Origin of the sequence: Acinetobacter calcoaceticus, assembly GCF_900520355.1 — a bacterium.
In the GTDB taxonomy this organism is placed as follows: domain Bacteria; phylum Pseudomonadota; class Gammaproteobacteria; order Pseudomonadales; family Moraxellaceae; genus Acinetobacter; species Acinetobacter calcoaceticus_C.
In genome coordinates this window covers 1236618-1252730 of the sequence record NZ_LS999521.1, presented here as the reverse complement: position 1 = coordinate 1252730, position 16113 = coordinate 1236618, and the positions used below count along the sequence as shown (strand labels likewise).

The following is a 16113-nucleotide window of genomic DNA, read 5'->3' as shown; positions in this document are numbered from 1 at the left end:
ATAAAAAATGATGTTCAATCAATAGACTTTTACTATATCACTCGAAATCGACTAGTTTTGCAATGAAGTGTTATTAATCACTTATATAAAGTTTTGGTTTACCAGATATCTAGGAATTTTATCCTCTAAAGCCTCAACCAGATTTTTATAGGCAAGATTTGCCATTTTTTTACGGGTTTCAGCAGTAGCTGAACCTACATGAGGTAAAGTGACTACGTTTGGCAATTTAAAAAGTGCTGAATCTTGTAAAGGTTCTTTTTCATACACATCTAAACCAGCAGCAAAGATCTGATTTTGCTGCAAAGCTTCAATTAAAGCTTGCTCATCAACTACTGAACCACGCGCAATATTAATAAAAATAGCGTGTTTTTGCATAAGTTCAAACTGAGCTTTACCCATTAAAGCTTTCGATTCGTTATTTAAATCAACCGCAGTTACTACAAAATCAGACTGCTGGAGTAATTGTTCTAAACCAAGATATTCTGCATTTAATGGTTCAGCTAATTCAGGCTTTTCACGACGATTATGATAAACAATATTCATGTTAAATCCATAAAAACCACGCCGTGCAATTGCAGCACCAATATTACCAAGCCCAATAATTCCCAATGTCTTTCCAAAAACATCCAAACCGAATTGCTGAGGCCCTACTGTTCTTTTCCACTCACCTTGTTTAGTCCAATGATCAAGAAAAGGAACTTTTCTAGCAGCACTTAGTAACAATGTAAAAGCAAGATCAGCTGTTGTTTCAGTTAAGACATGAGGTGTATTTGATAACCAGATTTTTCTTTGATTTAGATAAGCCAGATCATAATTGTCATAGCCCACCGTTACAGATGAAATAATTTTTAGTTTTTGAGCTGGTGCAAGATTACTTTCATTGAGTAACCGTCCTGCGCCAATCATTCCGTCAGCATCTATAACGTGTTGTCGTATTTGTTCATTAATATCACCCAATTTTGGGTTAAGAACTACAACATGATAATTCTGTTGTAATCGAGACAAAATTTCTTCATCAATTTGGCTAAATACTACAACTTTTTTCATGTAAATCCCTACTACTCATTGTTATCTTGCATTAATTTCCATAACCTTTTTTTAAGGAGTGGTTTCTCCAGCATTTCTTTTAAACTTGCTAAATGAATAATATTGGCGTGTTGAATATAAGAACAGTCACCAAGACACAATATTTTCTTCTCCGCCGCGACAGCATCTAAAAAGCCTTGTATATATGAACCAGCGCCCCGCTGATCTTGATAAGTCGCTAACGGAAAAGGCCATTTTAATTCAGCATACTGCCCTATTTTTGCTTTTTGTATATTGGTCCAAAGCTGTTTTTCTTCTTCACTTAAATTCGTAACATCTAAAAAAATAACACATTTCTCAAGAGAAAAAGCCTGTAACTCAAATGATGCAATCTTAATGATAGGCGCTTGCACTTCATTGTGAGGTGCTATAACAGGTTGAACCTGTATTGAAACTGGCGCCACAATTTCAGGTTCAACTTTTGGAATATCGTTGATTTTCGGCTTTGTGGGCTGCTCAAAAACGACTGGTTCTACAGAAGGCAATATAATCGGTTCAGGTTCTTCAACAACATGATCTCGCCAAAGGCTTTGAGCATTATTTTTTTGGCACACCTGTGTCTTAGGAATCCATAAATCAATTCCTAAAGTTGCCAGTATATTTCTTTGCTGCCCAATCATGTTTGAATCAATACCTCTACTCAATCTACATTCTAACGGGCTTCAGGTTTTTTTTCAGTGTTTTATTTCGTTCAGCTGTTTTTATAATTGTAGATGTCTTTTAAATAATCATAACACTATTTCTTTTTTGCATTTGCTCAACAATTTCTTCTGTCTCAAAGCCGAAACGCCAATAAAGTAATTCAAGTACATCTAATTCATCTTGAGTGATAATGCGGTCGCTCCACAAGCACATTTCCGCAATCGCTAAAATACTAAGACGATCACGCAATAATAAACCTGCAATATCATTTAAAATTTCAGCAAGATCTAAAGGCTCATCCGAAATTTCATCATAAATATTCATTTCATCAGGATTGAGCAGAGAACGTAAAATACGATCACGGACTTCTAACTGATTTGGACTATTAATTTGTTGAACATGAAGCAAGGCATCAATCAAACGAACAATTTGAGGTTTTACTTCTTCAAATGCAGTTGGTAAATGCAGGGGCATCAAATTCAGTTCATATTTAACCTGCTCTAACAAAAGTGCATCTAGCAAACCAATCTCACCATCTTCCTGAATAATGAGCGCTAGCTTAGTAAGAAATTGCCGCGCAATACTTGCTGGCATATGTCCAATGTTTTTACAAGCATCATGAAATATCTGAATATGAATACGACCATCAAGATTTAATAAGGCATCAATAATGGCATGACTTACTGGTGCATCTTTAGGGATGAATTCTCGATATTGACGAATCATCAAAATAGCGACCATTACCTCACGTGAACCCGTAGCAGTTTGTAGCGCACGCTGGATTAGCTCAGGACGCTTCTTATTTCGACGCACATCACTATTAAGAGGCTTAATGGCATCATTTAATGCAAAACTAATGGGTGACAATCTTAATAAAGGTAGCGGTTGTGGAGATGACCACGGAACATAAATTTCTTTCTCAGATTCCTCTAAAAAATGAAATAAGCTAAATAACGGACGATTGCGGAGTTTTTTTAAATTTTCTAATTGCAAATCTTGTAGCAAAGTCGGGTTTAACTCATAAATACGCTCACGAATGCTCGGGTGAATATTCATCCAGCTTTGAGGACTAAGTGAGTTAGCAAAACACATATGCGCAATTGATTCAGAATAAGCGCTATGAATTTGTGAACCGGAATGATGAACATAAATACGTAACAAAGTCTGAGTATTGGCACTATTTTTTAATAATCGTACCGTTTTTTGGTCATTACGAAATGTGCGTCCACTCAGAGTTAAATATTTAATGAAGCGGGTAATCAGTACACCTAGGCTTCCAGCCAACCAAATGACGCCACCCACCGCAACAAAGACGGTTTCAAACTTATGTTTATAACCTGGGCTATAGCGCTTAAAACCTTGTTTCGCCAATTTACTGCCCCACTGGCTAAAAGTTGTTAATCCACTATATAAAATCTTTAATTTAGTATTCTCAACGGCTTCACCCGACAAAATTTGATTAAACTCATGGCCCAACAAACCATATAGTTCAAGTTTATCTAGATTTTGCAGAGCCCCCCAAGTCAAAATAATCACAATATCTTTAGGGTGAAAACCTGCCGTAAGGGCATTTACGCCTACTTCATCAGGTAAAACATATAAGGTTGGAACTTTAAGTGAAAAATTTTGCGCCAAATATTCAGTAATTTTTAATGCTTCCAGTTCTTCTGGCGTACTTTCTTCTTTTACTAACCGACGTGCTTTAAGCTGTTTTGCTAAAGAATGTCCACCTTTACGCAAGATATAAAGTTCAGTAACTACTGACCAAACCATAATAAAAAGTAAAAGCGCGACAAAATAAGGACTTAAAGTGTGCCACCAGATGGGTTGACTATAATCAAAAAAATGGACGAGTAGACCTAAAATTAAATTTAAGATAAAAATAGTAAGCAGCACAGCAACCAAACACATAGTGATGGACCATGCCATATTCTTATTTTCGATGAGATAGTGGCTTACTTCTTTCAATGTAAATATTCCCAATTACATTGTTAGTTTTCATCATAAAAGAAAAAAGCGGGAAACACCCGCTTTTTTCAGCTATTTCTATTCTTCTTTAATGCCTGTTAAATCTACAGAAGCTGCGTCAACATTAACATCAATGTAACCATCTTTTTTCTTTTTAGCAGAATCATTACGCTTCTGCTCCAAATTATTTAGATAAGTTCCATCGATATCACCTGTTACATAGATTCCATCAAAAACAGAGCAATCAAACTCAGTTAGATCAGGCACTTTGCTAGTACGTACAGCATTTTTCAAGTCTTCCAATTCTTGGAAAACCAAACGATCAGCACCAATAATTTCTTGGATCTCTTCTACACTGCGTTCTGAAGCAATTAGCTCAGTTTTAGCAGGCATATCAATACCATAAACGTTTGGATACATAACCTGAGGTGCTGCTGATGCAAAGTATACTTTTTTTGCACCAGAATCACGTGCCATCTGGATGATTTCGTTACAGGTTGTGCCACGAACAATTGAATCATCAACTAGTAAAACGTTCTTGCCTTTAAACTCAAGTTCTACAGGGTTTAATTTCTGGCGTACAGATTTTTTACGCTGTTGCTGACCAGGCATAATGAAGGTACGACCGATATAACGGTTTTTCATAAAACCTTCACGGAACTTCACACCTAGAATATTTGCTAGTTCTAATGCTGAAGTACGGCTCGTATCTGGGATTGGAATAACCACATCAATATCATGGTCCTCGCCCCAGTCACGTAAAATTTTATGAGCAAGCTTTTCACCCATTTTTAAACGAGCTTTATAAACTGAAATTCCGTCAATGATGGCGTCAGGACGTGCAAAATAAACATATTCAAAAATACATGGGCGGTATTTTGGATTAGCTGCACATTGTCTTGTGAACAATTCACCATCAGCAGTGATAAAAATTGCTTCACCAGGTTCAATATCACGCTCAATTTTAAAACCAAGCGCTGTAATAGCAACTGATTCAGAAGCGATGATATATTCCATCTCGCCTTGTTCAGTCATACGTGAACCATAGATCAGTGGACGAATACCGTTTGGATCGCGGAAACCCACTAAACCATGACCGGTAATCATTGCCACTACGCCATATGCACCTAGACAGCGTTCGTGTACACGAGTAACTGTGTGAAAAATATCATCTGGTGTAGGGTTTAAAGTACCGTTCTTCTGCAACTCATGCGCGAATACGTTCAAAAGAACTTCTGAGTCAGAATCAGTATTCATATGACGTAAATCTGTTTTAAACAGGTCATCATGAATATCTTCGGCATTGGTTAAATTACCATTATGTGCGAGCGTAATACCGTAAGGTGAGTTCACATAAAATGGTTGTGCTTCAGCACTGCTAGCAGAACCAGCAGTTGGGTAACGTACATGACCAATACCATAATTACCAAGTAATGCTCTCATATGACGAGTATGAAAAACATCACGCACCATACCGTTATCCTTACGAAGGAAAAGACGGCCTTCATGGCAGGTTACTATTCCAGCTGCATCTTGCCCACGATGTTGCAACATCGTTAAAGCATCAAACAACATTTGGTTCACTGGCGATTTACCGGCTATACCAACAACTCCACACATAGCAACCTCGCAGACAAGCTAGGAATTAATAAAAAGGATTCTTTGTCGAATGGTCGGATCGGTTTTCTAAATCTTCCGATTCGTCCACTGGTTTTGAAGGGGTGCTTGATGCACTACCCCCAGATGTTATTTGATGAAGTGCCTCACTTGCTGCATCTTTAGACAACTCGGTCGCTAAAGGTGCATAAGGCAGTAAAAATTGTATAAGTCTGGACTGTTTCCAGTGTGGTGAACTTTCAACCCAAGGCCCTACGCCCTGCATTGTAATCAACACAACCAACAAGCCTTTTAAAGAACCAAAAGCACCACCTGCTAAACGATTTAATGGCCCCAATTTCAGACTTTTCAAGAGGCCATTTAAAAATGCAGTGACGATCCATGTTAAAACAATGATCATAAGTGCTATAAATGCGAAAGCTGCAATCTTTTGAACCACTGGATCATGACTTAAACCTGACATTGACGGCGCAAGAAGGACAGCATATTTTGCACCCATAATTAATGCAATGATCCATCCTACCAAGTTCGCAAAGGCTTTGATAAATCCTTGTCGCAAACCGTTTAGCCCCCCAATGAGCAAAAGTATCAGAATAATGATATCAATTGTGTTCATATTCACTTAAGTCATGGCTGCAACACATTGCTTTACAAGAGTAGGACCGGTATAAATCAGTCCACTATAGATCTGCACTAATGTTGCCCCAGCTTGCTGTTTGGCTACCGCTTGTTCACCCGATAAAATTCCACCGACACCAATTAATGGTATTTGTCCTTTTAACGTTTGAGCAAATAAGCGCAAGCATTCTGTACTTTTTTCAAAAACAGGTGCACCTGATAGGCCACCTGACTCATTACCATAGGGAAGGTTTTCTACACCTTCTCTCGATAAAGTCGTATTTGTAACGATTAGACCATCAATTTTAAATTGCAACAATTGTGCTGCAATAAACTCAACATCTTCTGCTGTTAAATCAGGCGCAACTTTTAAAACCAAAGGAACATAATGGTTATATTGCTCGGCAAGCTCAAGTTGTCTTTCTTTTAATGTTTGCAATAATTCAGTTAATGCATCGCCACTTTGTAAACTTCTTAAGTTCTTAGTATTTGGAGATGAGATATTAACGGTAATATAAGAAGCGTAGTTATAAACTTTCTCAAGGCAAATCAGGTAATCATCAACAGCCTTTTCTACAGGCGTATCTGCATTCTTACCAATATTGATACCTAGAATGCCTTTAAATTTTGAAGCTTTAACATTCTCAACAAGCTTATCAACACCCTCATTATTAAAACCCATGCGGTTAATAATGGCTTTCGCTTCAGGAATACGGAACAATCGTGGTTGTGGATTACCCGACTGAGGACGAGGTGTAATTGTACCAATTTCAATAAAACCGAAACCTAGTCCGGCTAAAGAATCAATATGTGCACCATTTTTATCAAGCCCAGCCGCTAAACCTACCGGATTTGGAAATTCAATTCCCATACAGGTTGTTGGTTTCGATTCTACGCTCTGGCGTAGCAGGCCGAACTTATGTGCTTTATCAAGCATAGATAATGTTAATTCATGGGCACGCTCTGGTGCTAAACTAAACAACATCGGGCGAGCAAGTGAATATAACATACCAATCACAGTCTACTGATTTTAGGTAGGCATATTATAGGCACAGGTAGCACAAAACACCATGCTTAAGAACAGCATATTTTAATATGTTATTGAACCGTCGCTGTTAATTTAATCTGTCCTTCACTTGAAACCATTTCCATTTTTTGAATACTTAAACCCATTTGCGCAAGTTGGGTTAAAAAGTTCGCTAAAATTGCATAATTCTGATGAGTAACAATAATTTGTAATTGCTCACCATTTTGTTGAGAAGTGACCGTTAAACCTTGTTGCTGAGCTACTCGTTGTATTTTTTCCGATTGGCCCAACTCAAGTTCACTCGCTGGTTTCATGGTAACTGCATTACTCTGCATCCAGACCATCAAATCTTTTAAATCATTTAAGCGCTGTTGTTGTTGCTCTGCCAAGGAATGCATTTTCCAAAGTGAAGCCCCTACAATAGTCACTACAAGAAAAATTGTAGTAAAGACCACCATAACCCGCTCACGCACAGTCAAACGGTCTAAATATTGAGTGACCTGTTCAATCCACTGGTCAAAGCGGTTTTGCAATTGAGTTATCATTTTCATTATTGTATTTTCACCACTCCAATTGCCCCACCACCATCGGCTTGAACATTACCCAATTCAGCTTTGAATCCCTGCTGGTTAAGTTGTTGTGTTAAAGCTTGCAAATCATCTGCTGACTTTGCTTTTAATGCCATAGTTAGTGTTGATGCATCATAAGCTAACTGCTGAGCTAAAATTTGTCTTTGCATTAAAATAGGACCAACACGGCTCAATAAAGAAAGTGCTTGTGTATCACCTTGCTTACTCATGCGTAAATGACTTTCAAATTGGCTTTTTATATTTTGCTCATTTACCCGACTTGAAGGACCAAACCAATATTTATATTGCTCGACCGTCTGTTCCGCGGTTTGATTAGCCACATTTCTTAACTTTATCCAACGCAAAAAATCATAACTAAACTGAACCACTATAATTGCTAAAACAATAGCGGCACACGCTTTCCAATAACCAGAAACCGTATGCTCTTGCCCTTTGGCTTTCGGTAGAACATTAAAAGGATGCTGTTTAGGTTTATCTAAACCCTGAAATTGATAGATAAATTCAGAATGATGTTCGGCATCTGATGCTGCCACCAAACTTTCGAGTTGCTCTGTTGTTAAACCACTATATTGATAATGAGTTTCGACTGATTGAAACTCTAAAAATAATGCTAAATCATCGAGTGAATTACCCACCCATTTACTTTCACGCACAAGTAATTTCTGGTCAATATTACACAAAACCACTTGCTGCTCTTGAGGTTCAGGTAAAACCAGAAAGTCTGGCAAGAAAGCAACGAGTTTAATAGGCAGCAAAGCCATCGCATGCTGCCATGTTTCTACTGTTGTTTTTGCCACTCCCAATACGGTGAGTTGATCAGCATGAAAATGATGCACTACTTTCATATGATCAATAGGCAAAGTTACAAATTCTTCAAGCAAATATTTAACGCCATCTGCTCCTAATTGCTTGTAATGAGACTTTGCCATGTGCTGCTGGAGTACCTGAGCATGGCGACTAGGGAAAAAGATGACAGCCTCTTTTCCTTGATGTAATTGCAGGTCTTGTATGAGTTGATCAAGACTTGCTGCCTGCAACCAGTTTTCTCCGTTAGACCAATGCCATATTTCATTGGTTTCAGGCATCCATAAATACAGCATAATGGGCTAAATGACCTTTTTAATTATATTGTGGGTATAAAACTATTTTTTTGTGTTGATAAACCAGTTGCAATAACAGCCTGATCATAAATTCGAGCTTCGGCAAGTGCAAATGGATTAAAGTTTTCATGTGTCAGTAATTCGGCAATATGCCCTACTACATTCATATGACACACGACGACAATTGACTCATAAGGAACCTGAGACAACCACTCAACTGCTTCTTTCGCATTATCATCGGGTTTAATTTTATCGCATAACAGCACAGGAACATCTTTAAAATAAGTTTGAATATGTGCCAATGTCTCTTGAGCACGCAATAAAGGACTAACTACAAAAATATCAGGCTTAACAATATCCTTTAAAAATGTTGCTGTCTGCTCAGCTTGAGCATGCCCACGAGCGGTAAGTGGACGTTTAGTGTCATTACCATTCACTGGAGGAGCGGCTTCCCCATGACGAACCAATGTCAGTTGCATAAATATTCCTTGTTAATAATTCTTGCATTATAACCGTAATTTATGACATTTCTTCTTCAGACTTCATGATGAGGTAAAACAAACTCAACATCACTACGGTGCCCATTTTTCATAAGAGATAAGGCAATATTTAAAGGTGGTGCACCCTCGAAAATAACCTCATATAAGGCATTGGTAATAGGCATATATACGTCAAGTTCTTCTGCTTTACCACGCACTTGAACAATCGTATTAATTCCTTCCGCGGTTTGCCCCAACTCTTTACTCGCTTGGTCAAGTGTTTTACCTGAACCTAAAGCATAACCAATCTGATAATTACGGCTTAAAGGACTATTACAGGTTGCAAATAAATCACCAACGCCAGATAAACCTAAGAACGTTAAGGGATTTGCCCCTTGTTTGACTGCAAAACGGCTCATTTCGGCCAAGGCGCGCGTTAAAATCATACTCTTGGTGTTTTCACCAATTTTGTAAGCAGCACCAATTCCCATTGCAACTGCATAAATATTTTTAAGTGCGCCCCCTAGTTCAACACCATGCACATCATCACTACCGAAAACTCGGAATAAGGCACTATGAAGAGCATGCTGCACAGCATAACGAACTAATTCAGAATCACTGGCAATAACAGTACCAGATGGCATACCTGCCATAATCTCCTTAGCGAGATTTGGTCCAGATAACACCCCATAAGGAACTTCTGGCAATTCTTCACGAATAATATCGCTCATGAAGCTAAAAGTTTTAGCCTCGACGCCCTTCGTTAGAGAGACAACCGCTTGTGCAGTAATAAAAGGCGCAATTTGTTTTAATACATCACGAAATGAATGACTAGGAATTGCCACCAAAATAATATCTCGATCACACACGGCTTGTTCAAGGTCAGACACAGCACGTAATGATGACTCTAAAACAAAGTCTGGCAAATAACGTTTATTAATATGGGTTTTATTGATTTCTTCTGCTGTTTCGGCATCACGAATCCAGATCATGGTGTCACAGCCATTACGTGCAGCTAAATTCGCCATAGCCGTACCAAAGCTGCCTCCACCTAACACAGTAATACGTAATGCTGTTTTTTTATCGACCTCAACAGGTTCCACTAAATCTGTAAACTTAAATTCAGCCATGCTTTATTATCCTATTTCTTACTTTTACAGACTTTTATGCCTGCCAAACTTTTACGAATTCTTTACTTTCAATATCTGCACGCGGTGCAATCGCTTTAGCTGCTGTGCCCACATAAATAATACCTGAAATTAAATCATGTGGTTGCAATCCTAAATGCTGTTTTAACCAGTTTGATTCGACAACAGCCCCACTACGCCACATGGTGGAAAAACCTTGAACTTGTAAAGACAATAAAAGGTTTTGTACGGCAGCCCCAGTACTTAAGATCTGCTCAAAATGCGGAACCTTAGGATGATCTTGCAATTGCGTAAGCGCTAAAATGAGTAAAGGTGCGCGAAAAGGATGTTGCTTAACTCGCTCAAGTTGCGCTGAGTCAGTTTCACCTAAATCAGCTAGTGCTTTCGCTAAAACCTCACCAAACGCAGCACGCTGTTCAGCCTCGATAACGACAAAACGTGTGGGTTTAAGTCTATGATGGTCAGGAGCAGTTAAAGCAGCTTGAAAGGCCAATTCTAATTGATCTGTATTTGGTGCAGGCTCAATCAATTGACCAATAGATTGACGTTGGTGAATATTCTGATGAATTATCTGTGTTGCTGAATCCGTCATTAATATTGATCTAACTCAAAAAATTCAAAATAGATTAGCATAATCTACCGATAATCCACCATTGTATCTAGAACATAAAAATAACGAGTTCATATTTTGACATTTTGCTAAGACAAAACATCAAAACTAATACAACCTCTTCAAAATCAATTAGAAAACTTGTGTTCAAATAGTTAGATCTTTTGACGATTAAACATATTAGGTGAACCATGAAAAAAATAATTTTAGCGAGTGCATTGAGCAGTGTTGTTTTATTACTAGGTGCTTGTGCCACTACCCCTAAAAACACCTTGGCTGTTCAAAAAGAAAATAATCAATTTGAAGTCACGGGCATTGGTAAGACAAATCTAATTGCAAAAAATAATGCAATTACTGCCGCTCAAAAAACTTGTTCAAAAAATACTACGCCAGTTGTTGTAGATGAAAAAACAACATATAACGGCGTATTAAAAGATGTAGTAAGCGAGAAAACAGGCCAAATGGTTGAAGCAGCAGCTGGTGTGATTGGTACTTTAACTGGCAAAAATGCATCTCTAGCAAAAGATGATGACTACCAAACTACACTTACTTTCTATTGTAAAATTAATTAATCAAAAAAAATCCCAATCAAATGATTGGGATTTTTTTATTAGCAATAACCCTCTATACGGGTTAATGGTAATTTCTTACCAATTGCTTTTTCAATTTCTGGCAAGTAAAAAGCATCATCTTCTGAAAGGAAACTAATACTTACACCTTGCGACCCAGCACGGCCTGTACGACCAATACGGTGCACATAATCGTCTGATTGCTCAGGTAAAGTATAGTTGATCACATGAGATACGCCATCAACATGAATACCACGGCCTGCAACATCAGTTGCGATCATGATATTATTTTTACCCTGCTTAAACTGGTCTAACATTTTTAAACGTTTATCTTGAGCAATTTCACCTGAAAGCATCCCGACCCGATATCCATCTCTCTTTAAATGATCATAAAGACGGCGTACTTGATCACGTCGATTAGCAAAAATCATGACTTTATCGATAGGTTCTTCACGTAAAATATCTTGTAGCAAACGATATTTATCTTGTTTAGCTACGACATAAACACGTTGCTCAACATCGCTATTGGTTTTTTGCTCAGGTTCAATTTCAACAGTGATTGGCTCAAATAACCACTGTCTCGCCAAATTAAGCACGTCATAACTAAAAGTAGCCGAGAACATGAGGGTTTGGCGTTCTTCCTTACGCGGAGAATAACGCACTATACGTTTTACAGAAGGAATAAAACCCATGTCCAATAAGCGGTCAGCTTCATCAATGACTAGGAATTCAATTTGATCGAGCCAAACTTCTTTTTGTTCTACAAAATCAATTAGTCGTCCAGGAGTGGCAACTATGATATCTACAAAATTAGCATCTAGCTGTTTCTTTTGCTTATCAAAATCTACGCCACCTAACAGTGTCACGATGTGTAAATCTGAAAATTTTGTGAGTAACTTCGCATCGCTTTCAATTTGCAATGCCAATTCACGAGTAGGCGCTAAAATCAAGGCACGTGGCTCACCACGAAAACGCTGCTCTTGAATCGGGTTATGTAACAAGTCATTAATTACACTAATCAGGAAAGCAGCAGTTTTACCTGTTCCTGTTTGTGCTCTACCAATTGCATCATGCCCGCCCAACGTATATTTTAAAACCTTTTGCTGAATCGGGGTCATTTGCTTAAACCCTAAAGCATCAATCGCCTTTTTAAGTTGCGGATGTAAATTCAAGGTTTCAAAACCAGATGTCATAAATACATGCTCTAACAAACAATCTCTCTAATGAGAAGATCATTATAAACAAAAACGCCCCAATTCAAAAATTGGAGCGTCCGTGATTCATCAAAAGATGAATTAGTCTAAAGGCTGAACGTTTTCAGCTTGAAAACCTTTTTGACCTTGTACTACACTAAATTCTACGCGTTGGCCGTCACGTAAAGAACGGTGACCATCACCAACGATTGCACGGAAATGAACGAATACATCATCACCGCCGTTACGTTGAATAAAGCCAAAACCTTTAGTGTCGTTAAACCACTTTACTACGCCTTGTTCGCGAGCTGTCATAAGTCAATCCTCAGATGTTGAAAAAAGGACCTTCCGGTGTTGCAAACAGCAGAGCAAACAAGTTTTTAAAATATTTATAATCTTAAAGCTTGTAATCATTCTGTAAAACTATCAACAATTTCCGGTTACATCCATTTGTTATAGGGTTTTTAAACCATTTTAAGTGTGTGGTAAATCCTAAAACGGTTCGAGCTTACCATGGGTTTATGACAATTAATAGAATTTTTTTCAATTATCCCCCCTATTTTTAGTCCTTTTTTTAAACAGCTTATTACAATGTTTTTTATAGGTAATTGCATGTTTCTTCTTTTATAAAATGTGCCGCATTTATAAAAAATTTGTTAGAATATTTTTTTTAGTTGTTTTGATAATGAATGACCAACTCTTCTTTTACTACAGCAGTCATTGAAATTAACGCTTTGGGCCAACCCTGTCCGATGCCCCTGTTAATGCTAAAACGTGAACTCAAAAAAGTATCGGGTAAACAGCAATTCTTATTAAAATCTTCTGACCCTCATAGTGAAATAGATGTAACTCGTTACTGTGGGTTACATCATTTTATGTGTCAGACTACACATATATCCGAAAGAGAATTTCACTATTTAATTGAAACTCAATAATTCTTTGCTAAACTAAAAGATTAGAAATTGCATAAAATTTTACATTTTTCTACCCAATTTTCCTTAATTATGAAGCTGATTCAAATTAAGATGAATTTATTGGTTATCCCATCCGATCCCACAAGGAGAAATCATGAGTGACAGCAGCAATCAATTGATGCCCCTGTCATTGTCTGCGCCCGGTGTAAACCTTGGTGCATATATCAGTACTGTCAATCAGATTCCTATTTTAACGGCTGAGCAAGAAAAAGAACTTGCTGAACGTTATTATTATGACCAAGATCTTGATGCCGCAAAAATGCTGGTAATGTCGCATTTACGTTTCGTCGTTCACATTGCGCGCAGCTATGCAGGTTATGGCCTACCACAAGGCGACCTTATTCAAGAAGGTAATTTAGGCTTAATGAAAGCCGTGAAGCGTTTCGACCCAAATATGGGCGTGCGTCTTGTATCTTTTGCCGTCCACTGGATTAAAGCAGAAATTCACGAATACGTTATCCGTAACTGGCGTATTGTCAAAATTGCAACGACCAAAGCACAGCGTAAATTATTTTTCAATTTACGTAGTTTAAAAAAATCGAGTAAAAAATTAACGCTCGAAGAAGCTCAATCGATTGCGAATGACTTAAATGTAACGGCAGAGCAAGTTCTGGAGATGGAAGGTCGTTTGACCGCTTATGATGCTGCTTTCGAAGCTCAAGGCGACGACGATGATGACACCCCACATACTGCACCTGCATTGTATCTTGAAGATAACCGCTATGATCCAGCTCGTTTAGTCGAAAATGAAGACTGGGAAGAGCAAAGTACATCTGCCCTACATAATGCAATGGATCAGTTAGATGACCGTTCGCGTAACATTTTACAACGTCGTTGGTTAGATGATGATAAGTCTACTCTCCACGAGTTAGCGGCCGAATATAATGTATCAGCAGAACGTATTCGCCAGCTTGAAAAGAATGCAATGGAAAAAATTAAAATTGCTATGTCTGCAAGCTAAAATAAGTTTAAAAATAAAAGGGCGATTAGCCCTTTTGTTTTATCTGGCTATGTTTAGCCAACCCAATCTATGATAACGTTGCCTTTCATTATTCATTTGCGTTTTTTGTTATGTGGATTGCCATTTCAGCCCTTAATCTTGCCTTTGCAGTCATGTTGGGTGCTTTTGGAGCACATGGTCTTAAAGCTCACGCGAGTCCTGAGCAACTTGTTTGGTGGCATACTGCAACCGACTATTTTTTCTACCATGCTTTAGGTCTCTTAGCACTTGGTATTTTAAGCAAAGTCATCCTTACGTTTCCTATTAAATTGCCATTCATATTGATTCAGATCGGTATTTTATTCTTCTGTGGTTCTCTCTATATCATGGCGCTTGGATTACCGCGAATTTTAGGGGCAATTACCCCAATTGGTGGAGCATTTATGATAGCTGGATGGCTCGTTTTGGCTTGGAATGCCCTCAAATACGCAAAATAATTGGAATGTGATCATGCAAATTTATTTAAATGGCGAATTAACGGACACGCCTTGTCAAAACCTAATGCAGCTCATTCAGGCTTTGGCACTTGAAGGAAAAAGATTTGCGGTCGAATACAACCAGCAAATTATTCCAAAAAGCAAATTAGAGCAAATCACTATTGCTCAACATGACCGTATCGAAATTATTCACGCTGTTGGCGGCGGCTAAGTCGGAGTTATCCATGCAAGACACCCCTCTCATTATTGGTTCACGTTCTTTTCAATCTCGTTTATTGGTAGGAACTGGCAAATATAAAGACTTAAATGAAACAGATTTAGCCATTCAAGCAAGTGGTGCAGAAATCGTTACTGTTGCAATCCGCCGTGTGAATATTGGACAACATCCAGATCAGCCAAATTTACTGTCTGTCATTCCGCCAGAAAAGTATACAATTTTGCCAAATACCGCAGGTTGTTTTGATGCTGATAGCGCAGTACGCACTTGCATGTTAGCGCGTGAACTTCTAGACGGTCACAACTTGGTAAAACTTGAAGTTTTGGGCGACGAAAAGACATTATATCCAAATGTAACCGAGACTTTAAAAGCTGCACGCACTTTGATTGATGACGGTTTTGAGATTATGGTTTACACCTCTGATGACCCGATCATTGCTCAAGAACTTGAAAGTATGGGCTGTGTTGCAATTATGCCTTTAGGCAGTCTTATTGGTTCAGGTTTAGGTATTTTAAACCCGCATACTATTTCAATTATTAAAGAAAATGCAAAAGTGCCAGTTTTGGTAGATGCAGGCGTTGGCACAGCAAGTGATGCAGCTATTGCTATGGAACTTGGTTGTGACGGTGTGTTGATGAATACAGCGATTGCTGCGGCTCATAACCCTATTTTGATGGCTTCTGCAATGAAAAAAGCGGTTGAAGCAGGTCGTGAAGCATTTTCAGCAGGTCGCATGCCACGTAAACGCATGGCAAATGCAAGCTCACCAGAAACAGGTTATTTCTTTAAATAATTTATTTCTAAGGAATCACTGCTTTTTCAGTGATTCCTCTCTCCT

General features: G+C 38.2%; 19 protein-coding genes. 6 read left to right on the top strand and 13 right to left on the bottom strand.

All coding sequences use genetic code 11. The features are described 5' to 3' along the window. Window positions 1-81 precede the first annotated feature (81 nt). From AC2117_RS05920 to AC2117_RS05870, 11 genes are all read right to left on the bottom strand, one after another. Complete coding sequence (locus tag AC2117_RS05920; RefSeq protein WP_133972581.1) at window positions 82-1047, bottom strand: 2-hydroxyacid dehydrogenase; 966 nt, start codon at window positions 1045-1047, stop codon at window positions 82-84. Between the two features lie 11 nt (window positions 1048-1058). Further along, window positions 1059-1706, bottom strand: coding sequence for a hypothetical protein (locus tag AC2117_RS05915; protein ID WP_133972579.1), 648 nt, complete (start codon window positions 1704-1706; stop codon window positions 1059-1061). A 100-nt stretch (window positions 1707-1806) separates the two neighbouring features. Beyond that, window positions 1807-3696 (bottom strand): M48 family metalloprotease, encoded by a 1890-nt coding sequence (locus AC2117_RS05910; RefSeq protein WP_133972577.1) that lies wholly within the window; start codon window positions 3694-3696, stop codon window positions 1807-1809. A 78-nt stretch (window positions 3697-3774) separates the two neighbouring features. Continuing rightward, the gene (gene purF / locus AC2117_RS05905) at window positions 3775-5316 is read right to left on the bottom strand and encodes an amidophosphoribosyltransferase (RefSeq protein ID WP_133972575.1); all 1542 of its coding nucleotides are present in this window, start codon (window positions 5314-5316) and stop codon (window positions 3775-3777) included. 25 nt (window positions 5317-5341) lie between these two features. Continuing rightward, window positions 5342-5929: a CvpA family protein gene (locus tag AC2117_RS05900; protein WP_042897132.1), complete on the bottom strand. Its 588-nt coding sequence runs from the start codon at window positions 5927-5929 to the stop codon at window positions 5342-5344. Window positions 5930-5935: 6 nt separating this feature from the next. Further along, entirely contained in the window at window positions 5936-6940 is a 1005-nt protein-coding gene (locus AC2117_RS05895) for a quinone-dependent dihydroorotate dehydrogenase (protein ID WP_133972573.1), read from the bottom strand. Between the two features lie 89 nt (window positions 6941-7029). Beyond that, entirely contained in the window at window positions 7030-7509 is a 480-nt protein-coding gene (gene gspM, locus AC2117_RS05890) for a type II secretion system protein GspM (RefSeq protein WP_133972571.1), read from the bottom strand. Further along, window positions 7509-8648, bottom strand: a complete 1140-nt coding sequence (gspL, locus tag AC2117_RS05885) for a type II secretion system protein GspL (RefSeq protein WP_133972569.1) — start codon at window positions 8646-8648, stop codon at window positions 7509-7511. Before gspL ends, gspM begins: the two co-directional genes overlap by 1 nt. 23 nt (window positions 8649-8671) lie before the next feature. Further along, complete coding sequence (locus AC2117_RS05880; RefSeq protein ID WP_042897139.1) at window positions 8672-9127, bottom strand: SixA phosphatase family protein; 456 nt, start codon at window positions 9125-9127, stop codon at window positions 8672-8674. 56 nt (window positions 9128-9183) lie between these two features. Then, window positions 9184-10257, bottom strand: coding sequence for an NAD(P)H-dependent glycerol-3-phosphate dehydrogenase (locus AC2117_RS05875; RefSeq protein ID WP_133972567.1), 1074 nt, complete (start codon window positions 10255-10257; stop codon window positions 9184-9186). Window positions 10258-10291: 34 nt separating this feature from the next. Further along, on the bottom strand, window positions 10292-10867 hold the full coding sequence (locus AC2117_RS05870) for a nitroreductase (RefSeq protein ID WP_133972565.1): 576 nt from the start codon (window positions 10865-10867) through the stop codon (window positions 10292-10294). A 209-nt stretch (window positions 10868-11076) separates the two neighbouring features. Between AC2117_RS05870 and AC2117_RS05865 the strand changes: the two genes are divergently transcribed. Further along, the gene (locus AC2117_RS05865) at window positions 11077-11457 is read left to right on the top strand and encodes a hypothetical protein (protein WP_005046134.1); all 381 of its coding nucleotides are present in this window, start codon (window positions 11077-11079) and stop codon (window positions 11455-11457) included. Between the two features lie 38 nt (window positions 11458-11495). Here the strand turns inward: AC2117_RS05865 and rhlB are convergent, their stop codons facing one another. Together rhlB and AC2117_RS05855 are read right to left on the bottom strand one after the other, a co-directional pair. Then, window positions 11496-12647, bottom strand: a complete 1152-nt coding sequence (rhlB, locus tag AC2117_RS05860) for an ATP-dependent RNA helicase RhlB (protein ID WP_197730994.1) — start codon at window positions 12645-12647, stop codon at window positions 11496-11498. Between the two features lie 102 nt (window positions 12648-12749). Beyond that, entirely contained in the window at window positions 12750-12962 is a 213-nt protein-coding gene (locus AC2117_RS05855) for a cold-shock protein (protein WP_000126912.1), read from the bottom strand. A gap of 374 nt (window positions 12963-13336) precedes the next feature. On the opposite strand from AC2117_RS05855, the gene AC2117_RS05850 reads away from it, so the two are divergent. From AC2117_RS05850 to AC2117_RS05830, 5 genes are all read left to right on the top strand, one after another. Beyond that, window positions 13337-13582, top strand: coding sequence for a sulfurtransferase TusA family protein (locus AC2117_RS05850; protein WP_042897147.1), 246 nt, complete (start codon window positions 13337-13339; stop codon window positions 13580-13582). A gap of 133 nt (window positions 13583-13715) precedes the next feature. Next, window positions 13716-14582, top strand: coding sequence for an RNA polymerase sigma factor RpoH (gene rpoH, locus AC2117_RS05845; protein WP_003650733.1), 867 nt, complete (start codon window positions 13716-13718; stop codon window positions 14580-14582). Between the two features lie 110 nt (window positions 14583-14692). Further along, a complete protein-coding gene (locus tag AC2117_RS05840; RefSeq protein ID WP_004643452.1) occupies window positions 14693-15058 on the top strand; it encodes a DUF423 domain-containing protein in 366 nt (121 codons plus the stop codon). A gap of 13 nt (window positions 15059-15071) precedes the next feature. Continuing rightward, window positions 15072-15269: a sulfur carrier protein ThiS gene (gene thiS, locus AC2117_RS05835; protein WP_042897149.1), complete on the top strand. Its 198-nt coding sequence runs from the start codon at window positions 15072-15074 to the stop codon at window positions 15267-15269. A gap of 13 nt (window positions 15270-15282) precedes the next feature. Continuing rightward, entirely contained in the window at window positions 15283-16068 is a 786-nt protein-coding gene (locus tag AC2117_RS05830; protein WP_133972561.1) for a thiazole synthase, read from the top strand. Window positions 16069-16113: the final 45 nt, after the last annotated feature.